At 44.7% G+C, this 15893-nt stretch carries 13 protein-coding genes; all 13 read right to left on the bottom strand.

Annotation, left to right across the window (positions count from 1 at the left end; all coding sequences use genetic code 11):
• Positions 1 to 12: 12 nt before the first annotated feature.
• The 13 genes from NQZ91_05270 to NQZ91_05330 all read right to left on the bottom strand — a co-directional run bounded on the left by NQZ91_05270 (position 13) and on the right by NQZ91_05330 (position 15712).
• Entirely contained in the window at positions 13 to 774 is a 762-nt protein-coding gene (locus tag NQZ91_05270; GenBank protein UUM58775.1) for an elongation factor Tu, read from the bottom strand.
• Between the two features lie 256 nt (positions 775 to 1030).
• Positions 1031 to 1972: an L-lactate dehydrogenase gene (locus NQZ91_05275; protein ID UUM58776.1), complete on the bottom strand. Its 942-nt coding sequence runs from the start codon at positions 1970 to 1972 to the stop codon at positions 1031 to 1033.
• Positions 1965 to 3050, bottom strand: a complete 1086-nt coding sequence (locus NQZ91_05280) for an iron-containing alcohol dehydrogenase family protein (GenBank protein UUM58777.1) — start codon at positions 3048 to 3050, stop codon at positions 1965 to 1967. The genes NQZ91_05275 and NQZ91_05280 overlap by 8 nt, the downstream gene beginning before the upstream one ends.
• Before the next feature lie 81 nt (positions 3051 to 3131).
• Positions 3132 to 3824: an ABC transporter permease gene (locus tag NQZ91_05285; GenBank protein ID UUM58778.1), complete on the bottom strand. Its 693-nt coding sequence runs from the start codon at positions 3822 to 3824 to the stop codon at positions 3132 to 3134.
• A gap of 1 nt (position 3825) precedes the next feature.
• Positions 3826 to 4887 (bottom strand): methionine ABC transporter ATP-binding protein, encoded by a 1062-nt coding sequence (locus NQZ91_05290; protein ID UUM58779.1) that lies wholly within the window; start codon positions 4885 to 4887, stop codon positions 3826 to 3828.
• Positions 4880 to 6259, bottom strand: coding sequence for a M20/M25/M40 family metallo-hydrolase (locus tag NQZ91_05295; protein ID UUM58780.1), 1380 nt, complete (start codon positions 6257 to 6259; stop codon positions 4880 to 4882). The genes NQZ91_05290 and NQZ91_05295 overlap by 8 nt, the downstream gene beginning before the upstream one ends.
• Before the next feature lie 73 nt (positions 6260 to 6332).
• Positions 6333 to 7214: a MetQ/NlpA family ABC transporter substrate-binding protein gene (locus NQZ91_05300; protein ID UUM58781.1), complete on the bottom strand. Its 882-nt coding sequence runs from the start codon at positions 7212 to 7214 to the stop codon at positions 6333 to 6335.
• Between the two features lie 221 nt (positions 7215 to 7435).
• On the bottom strand, positions 7436 to 11263 hold the full coding sequence (locus NQZ91_05305; GenBank protein ID UUM58782.1) for an LPXTG cell wall anchor domain-containing protein: 3828 nt from the start codon (positions 11261 to 11263) through the stop codon (positions 7436 to 7438).
• Between the two features lie 147 nt (positions 11264 to 11410).
• The gene (locus NQZ91_05310) at positions 11411 to 12100 is read right to left on the bottom strand and encodes a gamma-glutamyl-gamma-aminobutyrate hydrolase family protein (GenBank protein ID UUM58783.1); all 690 of its coding nucleotides are present in this window, start codon (positions 12098 to 12100) and stop codon (positions 11411 to 11413) included.
• Between the two features lie 85 nt (positions 12101 to 12185).
• Complete coding sequence (locus NQZ91_05315; protein ID UUM58784.1) at positions 12186 to 13067, bottom strand: ATP-binding cassette domain-containing protein; 882 nt, start codon at positions 13065 to 13067, stop codon at positions 12186 to 12188.
• Positions 13060 to 13920: an ABC transporter ATP-binding protein gene (locus tag NQZ91_05320; protein UUM56831.1), complete on the bottom strand. Its 861-nt coding sequence runs from the start codon at positions 13918 to 13920 to the stop codon at positions 13060 to 13062. Before NQZ91_05320 ends, NQZ91_05315 begins: the two co-directional genes overlap by 8 nt.
• Positions 13920 to 14753 carry an ABC transporter permease gene (locus NQZ91_05325; GenBank protein ID UUM56832.1) on the bottom strand — a complete coding sequence of 278 codons (834 nt, stop codon included), beginning with the start codon at positions 14751 to 14753 and terminating at the stop codon, positions 13920 to 13922. Before NQZ91_05325 ends, NQZ91_05320 begins: the two co-directional genes overlap by 1 nt.
• Positions 14753 to 15712, bottom strand: coding sequence for an ABC transporter permease (locus NQZ91_05330; protein UUM56833.1), 960 nt, complete (start codon positions 15710 to 15712; stop codon positions 14753 to 14755). The genes NQZ91_05325 and NQZ91_05330 overlap by 1 nt, the downstream gene beginning before the upstream one ends.
• Positions 15713 to 15893: the final 181 nt, after the last annotated feature.

Genomic DNA, 15893 nt, shown 5'->3' on the forward strand with positions numbered 1-15893 from the left:
TCCTGTTTCTTTTTAAATTTCTTTTTCTAATAATTCTTCCTGCACAAACCAGTTGAGTAGCGAAATCCTTTGGTCTGACTGCGCCCATTTATGATAGGTTTCAAAAAGTGCTTGGACTGAACCTACTTTCTCTACTAACTGGTCAATGGTGAGAAAACTTCGCCAGTACTCGTAAAAAATACTCGCGTAATTTCCTTCGTAAGTGGATTTTCCAAAAGAATCCAAGGAATGCCAGCCGTGTTTTTCTTGAAAGAGGCCAACCAAGAGCTGATTACAAAACCGCTCTTGAGCAAACTCTTCTTCTGTCAAAAAATACTGTCTGCTGATGTACTCGACCATGCCCTCTTCAAACCAGATGTTTGCATCATAGTCCGCAAAGTCATCCAGAAAAAGGTCTGACCAATGCGCCAGCTCATGACCGATAATTTGCAACAGATGATTTTCCGACAAACCTTTGTAGTGAGCACTCAATGTCTGCAAGTCTGGGCTGTTCTCGTAGCTATCTAGTTGATGCTGGTAAATCTTTTTCCAAACTGCTAAGTCTGGTGTCATGACCATGCGGATATCATTAGTGTAGGCTGGTACGGGACTTTGGCCAAGTAATTTTCTTGCGGCTTCTTCATTTGCCCAGATAAGGGCTTGGGGCAAATCACGAACTTGATATTCCTTCCTTAGAAAATGGATATAGTCATGCCATTTTGCCTCGTATTTTGAGACAAATTGCTGATAGTTAAACAGCTGTTCTTGGCTATCCACTAGATAAAAATTCTTCATATCTTCTCTTTCATCTCTGGTAAAACAGAAAAAGAACCACCTTCTCTCCCCCCTGCCTTGCGACATAGGGGCGTTGAGAACGCGGTTCCACCCTAATTTATTACTTCATTTTATATAATTTTTTCACTGAAAGCGCCAATTATTTCCACCCCGGCTCGGCTCCCACTCTCCCAAGCTCGCTAAACAAAGATGCTGAAACAACCTTCTTTCTTGTTGAATAGTATAGCAGATTTACTGGGCTTTGTCTACTACCATATCACAAACTCAAGCTATCCCAGTCTCCTGTCTGGGCAATCTCTACTCGACTACTGATTTGCTTTGCAGATGCTGCTAGGAGGTCACATTCCTCCTGTGTCAAGTCTAGTCGCACCCTGTCTACAATGCCCTCTCTGCCGATGACTGCCGGATAACCTAGATAAACCCCGTACTCTTGCTGGTAATGAGAAACCGGTAGCACTGCTCTGCTATTGCCCAAAACCGCCTCAACCAAGCGTTTGGCTGCCGCTGCGATGGCAAAATTGGTATAGCCCTTGCCGAAAAAGACGGTGTGTCCGCCCATGCGCGCCTCCTCTGCCAGCTGGTCCAGCTCTTTCTTGGGCAAAAGTGCCTGAATAGGCTGACCCGCCACCACCACCTGGCTCCATGCAGTGAATTGAGAATTGCCATGCTCACCCAGATTGTAGCCTGAGATGGCTATCGGAGAGAGTCCAAACCGCCGCCCCACCGCACGCTTCATCCGCGCCGTATCCAGCAAGGTACCCGTGCCAATCACCCGCTCGCGAGGAAAGCCGGTATAGGTCTGATAGAGCTGACTGATGACATCGACGGGATTCGTAATGACAATCAAAATACCAGAAAAACCTGAAGCAACCAACTTGCTCGAGACTTCCTTGACCTCTTGACTAGTGAAAGGCAGTTCCGCAAAGCGGCTATTGGTCGCATTGGCCTGGAGACTGATTTTCCCAAGGCTCGACACGATAATATCTGCGTCCGATAGAGCACTGTAATCATTGGCAATGAAAGTGGCAGACTGCCCCGTATTGGCCACACAATCCTCCATATCCAGAATATCTGCCGCAAGTTTCTCTTCATTCTTGTCAATCAGGACATAGTCGTCAAAGAGATTGCCTGCCACCAAATCATGCAGGAGGGTGGCTCCGACATGGCCCAGACCTATGATACCGATTTTTCTAGCCATAGACTTCCTCCACCAGACTTTCCAAGGTCAACATGGCCTTAACCACATCCTGAGTTTGAATATTCTGATCAATATTGATGTAGCTTTCCTTGCTAGAGGTCGCAAACTCAGCCACCTTTTGCATAGCAACTGCCCTATCCTCCGTCACATCCAGCTGTTTCCAAGAATAGATATAGCCGTTCTTTTGGTAAAAAGGCAGGAGTTTTCTGACCTCATCCCTGTCACCCGTCAGGCATAATTGCACCAAAATCCCATAAGAAACCTTGAGTCCGTGGGCAATGCTGTGGGTTTCATGGAGCAGGGTCAATCCATTATGAAGAGCGTGAGCCCCCGATACATAGTCGCTGGTTTGACAGCCGACATTAGCCGCAATGGCAAAGGTCGTATCCACAATCCGCTGAAAGGCTGGACTGAGTTTGTTCTGGTCAAAATCCGCAACAGCTGTCTCCGTGTCCTGAAGTAAAATATCCAGCGAGACCTTGGCTGTCGCTAGCGCCAGTTGAACAAGGGCAGGCAGGTCCGCACGATTTTTCCCTCTGTGAATCGCCTCCAGCTCATACCATTTAGCCAGGGTATCCGAAATGCCTGAAATGAAAAACTCCCGTGGCGAATCCAATAGCAGGTCATAATCCACCACCGTCATAAAACCCGACCGTTGGCAGTAATCAATAGACTTGAAGGTATGGTCTGGATGATAGGCCACCAAGAGCGGGGTCGAGCAGGCACAGGTAGAAACCAGGGTCGGTACAAAAACCGCCTCAATACCCAGACGGTCGGCTATCCCCTTGGTCGTATCCATGACCTTGCCGCCACCTACGCCAATCAAGACATCTGCACCTAGACTTTTAGCCTTTTCTGCCAAGCGATTCATATCTTCATGACTGGCTGTCTGGTCATAGAAGAGCACCGGCCAATTGGGTTGATTGCCACCGTGTTTGACAAAGGCCGCATAGGATTTCTGCCCTGTCACAATGACCGGCTGCTTGAAGATTACCAATCTTGCTGGCAATTCTTTAATGGCACCGCTGGATGCCACATATTGCCCCGGCTCACCCCGCACTAATTTTTCAAATTCCATACTATTCACCTCTTTTTTATTTATGATATGAAAAAAACAAAGATATATCAACCATTAGCCAACATCTTTGTTTTCTGTCTATTAACGATGGTTGATTTTCTTGGTCACAAAATCTCCGACAAACTGGATGAAGAAGATCATGATCAAGATGAGGAGTGTCGCAACCAAGGTTACATCATCATCCGAACGGTTATAACCATAGGAAATAGCGACGTTACCTAGGCCACCGGAACCAATGGCACCTGCCATAGCGGTGTAACCAACCAGGGAAATCAGAGTCAGGGTTGTTACACGAATCAAGTCTGGCAGACCTTCGCGTAGGTAAACCTTGATAATATCAGGAATAGTGGCTCCTACTGACTGGGCTGCCTCAATCACACCCCGGTCCAACTCTGACAAGACAACCTGAACCTGACGGGCATAGAATGGAAATACAGACAGGGACAGAGGGACCAAGGCAGCTTTGAGACCGATACCTGTTCCTACAATCGCACGGGTTACAGGGTTGAGGACAGCCAAAAGGATGATAAAGGGAACCGCCCGAAAAAGAGAGGCCACCTTGTCCAAAATCCAGAACGCATACTTGTTTTCCAAAATGCCACGAGGGCCTGTCAATACCAAAAGAAGACCTCCGACCAAGCCCAAAAGGCCTCCAAAGATAAAGGACCAGAAGGTCATATAAATGGTCGCCTGAATGGCTGGCAACCAACCGTAAGGCGTATCCCAGCCCATTTTTATAACATTTTCAAATGTTGTTTCAATCCACTGATTCATCTTACGCTCCCTTCAAAACAGTCACTTCTACCTGTGCCTCTGCCACAGCCTCCAAGGCATGGTGCAATTGGGCAGGCTCACCTGATAAGATAACAACTAGCTCACCCACTGGCGTGTGGTCCAAAATCTCAATATTTCCATAAAGAATATTGGATGTCACCTGGTACATCTTATACAAATCATTGACAATAGCCGTATCCGTGCTGGCACCCGAATACTTGAGTTGGACCAGAAGACTGTCTTCCGGCAAATTTTGCACAATCCCCTGCTGGTAAATTTTGACTAGTGCTTCATCGATTCCTGTTGCTGTTTTGATAAAGTCCTGGGTCAATTCCTGCTTAGGATGTGAGAAAATCTCAAGAACAGACCCTTCCTCAATCAACTGACCATCCTGCATCACCGCCACCCGGTTGCAAATGTCTTTAACAATCTGCATCTCATGGGTAATCATGACAATGGTCAAGCCCAATTTCTCATTGAGTTCTTGCAAGAGAGCCAGAATCTGCTTGGTTGTTTTAGGGTCCAAGGCAGAGGTTGACTCGTCAGAAATCAAGATTTTGGGATCATTGGCAAGGGCACGCGCAATAGCGACCCGCTGCTTTTGGCCACCTGAAAGTTGAGACGGATAGTTTTCTGCTCGGTCCGCCAAACCAACCAGGTCCAAGAGCTTGGCAACCTTGGCTGCCTTTTCTTCCTTGGTCAAGCCAGAATGCTTGAGGGCAAAAGCCACATTTTCCGCAGCAGTCATCTGGGCCATCAGATTGAAATGCTGGAAAATCATCCCAATTTCACGGCGTTTGATTCGCAGTTGGGCCGGTGTCAATGTAACCTTATTACCTTCAAAAATCACATCTTCATCAATAATGATTTTACCTGCTGTCGGCACCTGCAAGAGGTTGATGACACGGACCAGGGTTGATTTCCCCGCCCCAGAATAGCCGACAATTCCATAAATATCACCTTGATTAATATGGATGGTCACATCCTTAACCGCCTCAATCGTGCGCTTTTTCTGATGAAAGGTCACATCGATATTATCTAGCTTAATCATTTCCTTACTCATAACTTGCTATTAACTCCTCAATTAGTTGAACATGACTATAATAGTCAGCAATTTTTACATTTTCATCGCCCGCATGGTCTCGGCTATTGGCATTGCCCAGTCCAAATCCAGCAATTGGCACCTGCAGGGCATGAAAGACCGTATGCATAGGGCCTGTCCCCGGCGAGGTTGGCAGCACCGAAACCCCGTCAACCGTCAACTTTTTAGCTAACTCGATAACTTTGGCAATGGCTGGCGCAGTCATGTCGCTACGGTAGCTCTTAATGCCTAGGGTGAAATCGACCTGAACCCTGTCAAAGCCATTCTTCACCAGCTGTTGACGGACCTTGTCCAGCACATCCTGAGGATCCAAATCCGGTACCAGACGAATCTCCATCTTGGCAGAAGCCTGGGCTGGAATAATGGTCTTGACTCCCTGGCCCAGATAGCCTGTAGAAAGACCCTCAATGGTAATGGACGGTTCAAAATAAAGGCGTTTCAAAAATGCTTTTCGCTCTTCCAAGAGTGTTGGCAGGGTCAAGCTGTAAATCTCCGTAAGATTTTCAGGACTGGTTAGGGCGAACTCCTCTACCAAGGCTAACTCCTGCTCATTCGGCTCCTGAACCTGGTCATAGAGACCATCCACCAGGACACGACCATCTGGACTTCGGAGGGACTGGAGGCCGGACAAGAGATACCAGCTAGCGGAGTCAATCACTCCGCCATAGGACGAATGAATGTCCAGCTCTGCCGATTGGACAGAGACATCGAAAGTCACGATTCCCTTGTTTCCGCCAGCGATTTCTAACTGATTGAGGGCATTTCGGTGACCTTGTTCCCAGATGAGCAGGTCTGCACCTGATAACTGGTTCTTGTACTTGACCAAATACTTATCCAAATCAACCGATGCCGACTCTTCAGCACCTTCCATGATGAAAATAACATTGACCGGTAGTTGACCGTCGTGCTTAGCCTGATAGCTCTGAAGGGCGGATAGGCGAGCCGTGATATGCCCCTTGTCGTCATCCACCCCGCGGCCATACATGTGGGTCTCGTCCATTGTCAGTTCAAAGGGTTGCCCCTTGAGCCAAATCTGGTCACTATCAGCCGGCACTGTGTCATAGTGGTTGTAGAAAATCAGGGTCTTGGCATTGGGCACCGTCGCTGCAAAACGAGCCATGACAAAAGGAGCCGTATGAGACTGGTCCAAGATAACCTCTGCCCCTGCACTTTCAAACAAATTCTTGAGGTAAGTAGCAACCTCCAAAAGACCAATCTGCTGGGCAAAGATAGATTTCATACTAATCAGTTTTCTCAGATGCCCAATCCCCTCCTGGACAATCTTGTCTTCCTGGAATGCTACGATTTGTGCCTGCTCATTTATCTGTCCCATTTTTTCTACCTCCTCCAAAAATAGGAAGAGAAGCTGGGGGTCTCCCAGCCTCTATCCTGTTGTTTAATTCTTTTTATTTTGCTTCGTTCCAGATTGGGAAATCTGTTTTCTTAGAGCCGTCCTCAATCAACTTACCAACTTCATCAGTGTTGTATGCTTTGACAAGGGCTTTGATAGCGTCAGCCTTGTCTGACTCTTCCCACTTGTCTTGAGCTGCGATGACATTGTACCAAACTTTTGTATTTGGACCTTTTTCCTCGATATACAAGGCAGTGTCTGTATCAATACCTGCTTCTTGAGCGTAGTTATTGTTGATAACTGCCCCGTCAACTGATTCCAATGAACGAGCTGTTTGGCTAGCATCCAATTCAGTGATTTTGATATTTTTTGGATTTTCAGTAATATCAGCAAGTGATGCCAAGTCACCGTCTTTCACTTCCAATTTGATCAAGCCAAGTGACTCAAGCAAGAAGAGGGCACGGCTACCGTTTGTTGGGTCGTTAGGAATTGCGATTTCAGCACCTTCTGGAAGGTCTTCGACATCTGCATACTTGTCTTTACCGTCTGCGATACCTGAGTAGAAACGAATTGGGCTGTAAAGAGTGTAGCCCGCAACCTGCAAGTTTTCACCGTTTTCTGTGTTCCAGTTATCCAAGAAGAAAATGTGTTGGAAGGCATTGACATCCACATCGCCCTCAGCCAAGGCCTTGTTTGGTTGTGAATAGTCTGTGAATTCTGTGAACTCCAACTTCACACCTTCTTTGGCAGCATTTTCCGTAACCTTGTTCCAAACATCAGTCGTGTAAGTATTGCGCGTCATGATACCAACCTTCAAGGTTGTTTCCGCTGTATCTGAAGAAGTTGAACCTGATTCAGATGCTGGAGCACATGCTGCAAGTGTCGCAATGGATAGGGCAGCTGTTGCTGCAAAGGTAAATAATTTTTTAAGTTTCATAGAAAGTAATCTCCTTAATTTTTGAACTGTATTTATCTTAACACAGAAAATGAAATCTGACCAATTGGTATTTTTTATAGATTGTTATAAGTTTTAACTATACCAAAACCCAGTTTCACTATAGCTTTTGAAAACATGCAAAAACCAACCACTCTTACGAGCAGTTGGTTAACTTAAAATCGATCAACAATGTACTGGAAAAGTTCTCTGTGTTGACTAAACTATCTCACCTTTTTTCTACGGATAAGTGCAACTCCGAGCAGGCTGAGACCAACAATTGGTAGACTAATGGGCTCATTACTACCAGTTTTAGGGAGTACCGGACGACCACTATCTACGGAATCTCCTACTGACTTAGAAGAAACTTGAGTTCTGTCCTGATTAACAGTAATCTGAGAACCTATATCACTATCCAGTGTTTTTCCGAATTTAATATCTTGTCCTATACCGATTGAGACAATATTAGTTGGCAACACGTTAGAAATTATTTCATTCGAATCGTCAAGACGATTGCCTACTTCATTAGTACTACTTAAGTCTTCAACTGGAACCTTGTTTTCAGTTTCCTTTTCAATACTATCCGAATCATCATTTATTGTTGTGTCATTCGGTTTATCCGTTTCGATTGGTTCTGGGGAAGTTTGTTGATTAGGCTCCATTTCCAATTTTTTCAATTGAATTAGAATGTCATAGGAAGGACCATTATAGATTTGGACATCAGTAAAAATGCTTGTGAATTCATTCTTAACATCTATAGAACCTAGAGTGTACAAGTTATTATCAAGACCGGTCAAGATTTCGCGAATCACTTCATCAACAGTTGAATAAATTGTTTGACTAGTATCGCTCATCACCTCATCACCAACCATAACTCTCACCCGGAACAAAGCATAGTTGACACTATTATTATCGTAGATAAGTCCCTTAGGCACAAGCGTATTTGTATCTTCTGGCAAGGGCTTATCAGAAATATTTGTCACAAATTGCTCATAATAACGTGTTATAGCAGTATGAGTTCGATTATCCTCAGTTGTTACCACGGACCTGCCGGTGCCTCCAGCACCACTCAATTCAAATTTTACCCCATATTCAGCTTCATATGTCGCTATCGCTTCTTCAACTGCGTCTTGCACAGTTTGATAGTCTCCAACAACTGTTTTTCGAATCAATACTCGGCGGGTTGCCTTATCAACTATTTTAACGGTAGTTGACGTCTCTTCTTCGATAATTGGTTTTGGTTCCAATTCTGTTCTAGGATGAATGGTAATAAATTTTCCTAGCGATTCTTCAGGTTGAGAGAAGGACGCTGAATTTCCAAATCTATCCGAAACAAATATATTACCTACATTCGAAACTCCCTCAGGATAGGTAAAGTGGGCGATACTAGATAAAGTGATTCGTTTTTTATTGCCAGAAAGATGCTCAATCTGCTCGATATTTCCGGCAAAATTGTAAATACCATTCTCAGAATTAAAAGATAAATTTACCTCCGCAATTTCTGATTCATCTTCAACATCTATGGTTGCAATTATCTTTTCACCATAGTCGAACTCTGACTGATTGAATTGAATATCAAGGATTTTAGGTCCTTCATTATCAGTCATGATAAAATCAGAATCCACTTTAAATGTCGAATGAATGTGGTCGATAAGCTTCGGATCTGATACCGTATCTGAACGGCTGTTATTTTTTGCAGCCAAATAAATATAATCTAAATCTAGTTTCGCTTGTGGATAAGATTTCATGAGCTGAATCGGCACATCGAAGCGATACAGATTTTCACCAACAACCGTATATGAATTTCCTTCTGCTCTTAAAACATATTTATGATTTAATCGATTATCAGACAGTCCGAAGAAAATCCTTTCCATTTCTTCCGGTGAAAAAACGACGAAACTTGCAGTAACAGTATCACCAGGTTTGTAAGATTCCTTATCAAAGGTTAAGGATTGCAAGGATGGAATTGGTCGGTAATAAAGTGTTATCACTTCTTCACCTTCCGATAACCCACGAGTAGCGTAATAATCTACACTTGTGTCTCTATTGTAGACAACTCCCTGAAACTCAATAGACTGCTCTAGATATTGGAATATATCGTAATATGGATACAAGCTAATCGGCTCCGAGATACTTTCAGTTCCATCAATATAAATTGACTTTTCACGATAACTAACCAAGGTGTCTGGAACAGCCAGGACGGATTCTTTGATTGACTGACCTTCTGGAGTTTGGAATTGGACAAGTACACGACCGTATTTCTGGTCAATTTGTTCAGTAGATACTAGATATGGTGTATATGTATAAGTTACCTCACTTATTCCTTGTTTTAAGACTCCTGATTCATCCCCATCTACATTTAGCTTATAATATTTTCTACCGTCCAAACCTTCCAAAATCAAGGGAGCCTCTGTACTTGTATCATAAGTAATACCTGTGGCTATTGATTGACTAGCACCTGGTGCTAATGTCGCAACAACACCAGATACACGCTTATCCTCCGCAATTTTAGTACCATCTTCAAGTTGATAATGAATAATTACTGCACCCGACTGAGTTGAATGTATTTTCAGTTCTATTTCTGAAATATCCTTTCTCTGGGAATCCGTACCGTCATAACGACTAAAAATAGATTCGTTACCAACACTATCAGTTAGCCTAACATAACCTACTTTGAAACGAGCACTTGGGAGGGTAGTAGGAATTGTATAGTAATCTGTAATTTGATAAGTATCATCGGATAGACTTGTTATTTCTCGACTGCTATAGTCACGACTAATGCTATGCGTTGTTGTGATATCTTCACTGTAGAAACTAACATATGTATTTTCTATACCTGTTTCTTCTTGTGCATTGATTGTTACACGAATCATTTCTCCGGCCTGATATTCATTTTTATTTGTATAGATAGATAATAATTCAGGTGGAGTCACATCCGTTACACTTCCAATAACCGAAATAGAGAGAGTGCCTACCTGTTCCTTTTGTCCCTCTGTTCCATCATAACGACTAATAATAGATTCGTTACCAACACTATCAGTTAACCTAACATAACCTACTTTGAAACGAGCACTTGGGAGGGTAGTAGGAATTGTATAGTAATCTGTAATTTGATAAGTATCATCGGATAGCCTTGTTATTTCTCGATTGCTATAGTCACGACTAATGCTATGCGTTGTTGTGATATCTTCACTGTAGAAACTAACATATGTATTTTCTATACCTGTTTCATCTCGTGCATTGATTGTCACGCGAATCATTTCTCCGGCCTGATATTCATTTTTATTTGTATAGATAGATAATAATTCAGGCGGAGTCACATCCGTTACACTTCCAATAACCGAAATAGAGAGAGAGCCTACCTGTTCCTTTTGTCCCTCTGTTCCATCATAACGACTAATAATAGATTCGTTACCAACACTATCAGTTAGCCCAACATAACCTACTTTGAAACGAGCACTTGGGAGGGTAGTAGGAATTGTATAGCAATCTGTAATTTGATAAGTATCATCGGATAGCCTTGTTATTTCTCGACTGCTATAGTCACGACTAATGCTATGCGTTGTTGTGATATCTTCACTGTAGAAACTAACATATGTATTTTCTATACCTGTTTCATCTCGTGCATTAATTGTTACACGAATCGTTTCCCCGGCCCGATACTCGCTCTTATCAGTCGCTATTGATACTAACTCCGGCGCTGTTCGATCCTCCATCACTGTTGCCGGCAGGTCAGCTGAACGCTCTGTGCTATCATTTGCAGAAACCTCGTTGACAAGGTCTGTACCACTTCCATCAATTGCTGTATTCGATTCTGATGTATTAGCAATATTTTCACCAGCATTCGAATCAACTGCTGCTCCCTCCGGAATATCAGCAATGGAATCTTCCGAAATCGTTAATCCAGTATCTGATGTAGCTTCTGTCACTACCTCATCCGCAGCGACTACCTGACCGGCTGAAAAAAGTAAACCTAAAACAAGTATTCCAACTGCTCCATGAATACCTTTTCGGATACTTCCATAACCTTTAAAATCTTGACTCTTCTTCATATAATGATTCCTTCCTAAGGATAAATCGTATTGTATACAACTACAAACATTATTATACATTTTTTACAATTTTTTCTCAATAGAATTATACATATTTTTATTTATAAAGTTGCAAAAACCAACCACCCTATCGAGCAGTTGGTTAACTTAAAATCGATCAACAATGTATTGGAAAAGTTCTCTGTGTTGACGGCAATCCTCAAACAAGAACTCTGGGTGCCACTGAAGGCCAAATAGGGCCTGCTTGCCCTTGCTTTCATAAGCCTCAATGGTCCCATCTCGTGGATCACGTCCTGTTGCTACTAAACCAGGTGCCAATTCCTTGATCCGCTGGTGGTGGAAGGAATTGATTTGACTACCTTGAGCAAAGAGGTGGCTGACACGGCTATGGGCCTCGACTTCTAGCTGGTGAGAGGTTCCTGCCCAATCATTCTGCCAATGGTCCTCCAAGGACTGCTCCAGACTACCACCCAGGGCCACATTGAGCAACTGCATCCCACGGCAGACTGCAAAAATCGGTTTGCCCTGACGAAGTGCCTCCTTAATCAAGGCCAATTCAAACTCATCACGCGCCAACAAATAATCGTCACTGTCAATCTCTTTTTCCTGGCCATACAGGCTAGGGTCTACATGCTGACCACCAGATAAAATCAACTTGTCCACCATGTCAATGTAATCCTTGGCCGAATCCGGACTTCCCATAGGAATCACGATTGGCAAGCCACCAGCCTGGCGCACACCGTCTGATAATTCACGCGCCACCGTCACATAATGACGGCCCGATTTGCTTGGAAATTCTTGCTCATTACCCGAAATACCAATCACAACCTTCTTCATAGGAAATCCTCTCTATCAATTTTTTATTATTCTATCACGAGCAAGAAACATCGTCTAATATAGATTTTCAATCTCGTTATAAATTTTATTTATCAGGGATTGAAAGGACAAAATGTCCCTCCTCCACCTCTAACCACTGACCTTGAGTGACAAAGTAGTGGCTCTGCTTATTCTTTGCCAAATCAGCCAATTCCTGCCGGGCCTGAGCTGGATCCAAACTCAGATTGGACTTTAGCAGATAGCGGGTATAGGCGTGCTGGGGATTCTGGAAAATAGCTGACGCAGGACCCAGTTCGACCAGACTACCCTTATACATGACAGCAATCCGATCTGCAAAGTGCCGCACCAAGGTCAAATCGTGTGAGATGAAGAGATAGGTCAAACCAAATTCATCCTGCAAGCCCCGTAGCAAATCCAAAATGGTCGCCTGTATGGAAACATCCAAGGCTGATGTTGGCTCATCACAGACCACAAACTGAGGCTGCGAGACGACCGCCCGTGCAATCCCGATCCGCTGACGTTGACCACCTGAAAAGGATTTGGGACGCTTGTGGACCGCATCCCCACTGATTCCCACCCGCTCCAGAATAGCCAAGGCCCTGCTTTCCGCCTCTTCCTTGGGTAGGGCGTAGAGGGGTTCCTTGACCAATTCCAAGGCTGATAGGTAGGGATTGAGAGACGAATAGGGATCTTGGTAAATGACCTGCAAGGCCTGTTTTTTCAGCTCCTGATCCGATAGGCTTGGAAAACGAATGTCCCCTTGGCTGGCTGTTTCCAGTCCCAAAATAATCTTGGACAGGGTTGATTTCCCACTACCTGACTCACCTACCAAGCCCAGGGTTTCCCCCTTGAAAATGGACAGGTCAATATCTTTCAGGGCCTGAACCACCTGTTCTTGACCCAACCAGGATTTTTTCCGATAGGTCTTGCTGACACCAGCAACTTCTACCATAATATCTTTAGGCATCTGCTTGCTCCTTTCTTACCCAATGGTCCGGACCGACCTCAACCAACTGACTGGTCGGACTATCTACTGGCAAGCTGCCGTCAAAGGTTTCCAAACGGGCCGCCTTGAGCAGGGCCTGGGTATAAGCATGCTGCGGTTCAGCGAAAATGGTCTCCACATTAGCCTTCTCTACCACCTTGCCCTGACGCATAACATAGACCTGGTCACAAATGCCAGCAATCACACTGAAATCATGACTGACAATGGCAATGGTCAAGCCAAAGGACTCCTGCAACTCATTGAGGAGGGCCAAAATCTGAGCCTGAATAGTCACATCCAAGGCCGTTGTCGGCTCATCCGCAATCAAGAGCTCGGGTTTGGCTAATAAAGCCATAGCAATGACAATACGCTGCCGCATACCACCTGAAAACTCAAAGGGAAATTGCTTGAGACGTAAAGCTGGATCCGCAATACCAACCTTTTCTAGAATCGATAATATTTCTGTTTCCACCTGGTCCTTGCTCAAACCTGGCTGGAAACGACGCACCACTTCCCTCAGATGAAAACCAATGGTCCGCAAGGGATTGAGAGAGGTCATAGGATCCTGGAAAATCATGGACAAGGGCAGAGCTTTTGGATTGTCAACAGCCTGTCCGTTCATCTCAAAGCTGCTATAACTTGCCTCCAAACCTTTGGGCAAAATCCCCATCAGAGACTTCATGGTCAAGCTCTTTCCAGAACCCGACTCTCCAACGATACCGACGATTTTTCCCTTGGGAATGCTGAGGTCAATACCGTCCACCAAGACCATTTGAGAGGTCCGTTTCTGATTGGTAATGGTCAGATTGTTTAAGCTAATCAAATTCTCTGTCATTAGTAGACCTCTCTTTCTAGGCAATCACGAATCAAGTCACCAATATTGTTAAAGGAATAAATGGTCAGAAGGATAAAAAGTCCAGGCAAGATTGCCATATGTGGAGCACTCTGCAAGGTTGACTGGGCATTTTGCAGGAGACTTCCCCAAGAAGCCAGCGGTTGCTGGATCCCCATTCCCAAGAAACTGAGGGCAGACTCCGTCATAATGGCCGACGAAATGCTGGTCGATGCCGTTACTATCAAGGTTGGGAGGATTGCTGGTAAAATATGGCGCCAGATGATTTTCCGCTTTTTAACACCGATAAAGGCTGCATAGCCAACATAGTCTGCCACCTTGGCTTTCATGGTCTCGGCCCGTAAAATTCGGGCAATGCTCATCCAAGAAAAGCCACCAATAACGATGATAATGGTTGACAAGCCAGGTTTCAAGAAGACGCTGAGCACGATGACCAAAACCAGCCAGGGAATGGAAGACAGAACTTCAACAATCCGCATGATGACATTGTCCCATTTTCCGCCAAGATAACCAGCCGTAATCCCGACCAGGCTGCCGATTGTCACCGAGGCGACCATGGCCATGAGACCGACTAAAAGGGAAATCCGTCCACCGTAGATAACGCGGATAAAGTAGTCACGCCCGACCTGGTCCGTTCCAAACCAATGCTCCGCACTCGGTCCCTGGTTCATCTGCGTCACATCCGTCAGATTGGGATCGATAGGGATAAGGGGGGCCAAGAGAGATAGGACTACCAAAAAGAGGATAAAGATGACTGAAAAGAGATAGAGGGGAGATTCTTTGAGTGTTGCCTTCAATTGTTTGAGTATCAACATTAGTTTTCTCCTCCTTTCCAGACACGGGGATCCACTAGGGCATACAAGACATCCGACAGGAGATTGCCCAGGATGACAAGGCTGGCAGACAGGAGCATAACCGCCATAATCACCGGATAGTCCAGGGCCTTGGTTGCTGCTGTCAGATAAGGTCCCACTCCCGGCCAGGCAAAAATGGTTTCTGTAATGATAGCTCCCGTCACCAACATAGGCAGGGCCATCCCCACCTGGGTGGCTACAGGAATCAAGACATTTCGTGCCACATGCTTGCCGAAGATTTCTGATTTTTTAGCCTTAAAAGCCTCTTGTACGGTCACATAGTCCTTGTCCACCTCCACAATGGCTGATGCCCGGATGAAACGAATTAATTCTGGTAGGAAAGCCATGGTCAAGGTCAGATAGGGCAGGGTGAAATGGGAGAGAAAATCCAGAAAATCCCCTTCCTTGCCCAGAGTATACATACCGATAAAAGGAAAAAGGCGCCACTTATAACCAAAGAGGTAAATCAAAATCATGGCAAACCAGAAGGTCGGCATGGCAATCCCGATAGAGGCAAAGGCATCGATAACCTTATCAACCCACTTCCCTCGCTGGGAAGCTGAAATCAAACCCAAGGCCACTGCCATGACCAGAGCAGTCAAGTAAGAAGGCAAGACCAGCGAAATGGTATTAGGAATTTTCTCCGCCAAATCCGCGCCAATTGAATGCTGGGTCATCAGAGAAAAACCAAGGTCCCCTGTCAAGAGGCCCTTTAGCCAGATGCCGTACTGAACCAAGAAAGGTTGGTTGAGCCCATACCGTTCCTTGAGCAGGTCAATTTGCTCCTGATCCATATTGGGCGTTGTCATGGAATCAATCACATCAAAGGGGGCCAATTGAATCAGGGAAAAGACGATAAAGGAAATGAGTAATAAGAGAGGAATGGCCTGCAAAATCCTCTTTACAATATAACGAAACATAGTTCCTCCAAAAACACGAAAAGGGAGCCGGCCAAAACCCTAGAACCTATATTCACAGCTCGGCACCTTTAGCTAGGGCTATTTTTATGCTACTCAACGTTCGTTTTTCTAGAAATATTGTCAGTATTTCTAGAAAAACGGCCTTGATGTGCAAAAAACTATTTCCTATCCAAATGTACTT

It is taken from the genome of Streptococcus suis (assembly GCA_024583055.1).
GTDB lineage: Bacteria > Bacillota > Bacilli > Lactobacillales > Streptococcaceae > Streptococcus > Streptococcus suis_V.

Coding starts and splice junctions, on each gene's coding strand:
- NQZ91_05275 (UUM58776.1), bottom strand. CDS start 1,972: ATGGCTAGAAAAATCGGTATCATAGGTCTGGGCCATGTCGGAGCCACC.
- NQZ91_05300 (UUM58781.1), bottom strand. CDS start 7,214: ATGAAACTTAAAAAATTATTTACCTTTGCAGCAACAGCTGCCCTATCC.
- NQZ91_05315 (UUM58784.1), bottom strand. CDS start 13,067: ATGCCTAAAGATATTATGGTAGAAGTTGCTGGTGTCAGCAAGACCTAT.
- NQZ91_05310 (UUM58783.1), bottom strand. CDS start 12,100: ATGAAGAAGGTTGTGATTGGTATTTCGGGTAATGAGCAAGAATTTCCA.
- NQZ91_05285 (UUM58778.1), bottom strand. CDS start 3,824: ATGAATCAGTGGATTGAAACAACATTTGAAAATGTTATAAAAATGGGC.
- NQZ91_05280 (UUM58777.1), bottom strand. CDS start 3,050: ATGGAATTTGAAAAATTAGTGCGGGGTGAGCCGGGGCAATATGTGGCA.
- NQZ91_05320 (UUM56831.1), bottom strand. CDS start 13,920: ATGACAGAGAATTTGATTAGCTTAAACAATCTGACCATTACCAATCAG.
- NQZ91_05270 (UUM58775.1), bottom strand. CDS start 774: ATGAAGAATTTTTATCTAGTGGATAGCCAAGAACAGCTGTTTAACTAT.
- NQZ91_05305 (UUM58782.1), bottom strand. CDS start 11,263: ATGAAGAAGAGTCAAGATTTTAAAGGTTATGGAAGTATCCGAAAAGGT.
- NQZ91_05295 (UUM58780.1), bottom strand. CDS start 6,259: ATGGGACAGATAAATGAGCAGGCACAAATCGTAGCATTCCAGGAAGAC.
- NQZ91_05330 (UUM56833.1), bottom strand. CDS start 15,712: ATGTTTCGTTATATTGTAAAGAGGATTTTGCAGGCCATTCCTCTCTTA.
- NQZ91_05325 (UUM56832.1), bottom strand. CDS start 14,753: ATGTTGATACTCAAACAATTGAAGGCAACACTCAAAGAATCTCCCCTC.
- NQZ91_05290 (UUM58779.1), bottom strand. CDS start 4,887: ATGAGTAAGGAAATGATTAAGCTAGATAATATCGATGTGACCTTTCAT.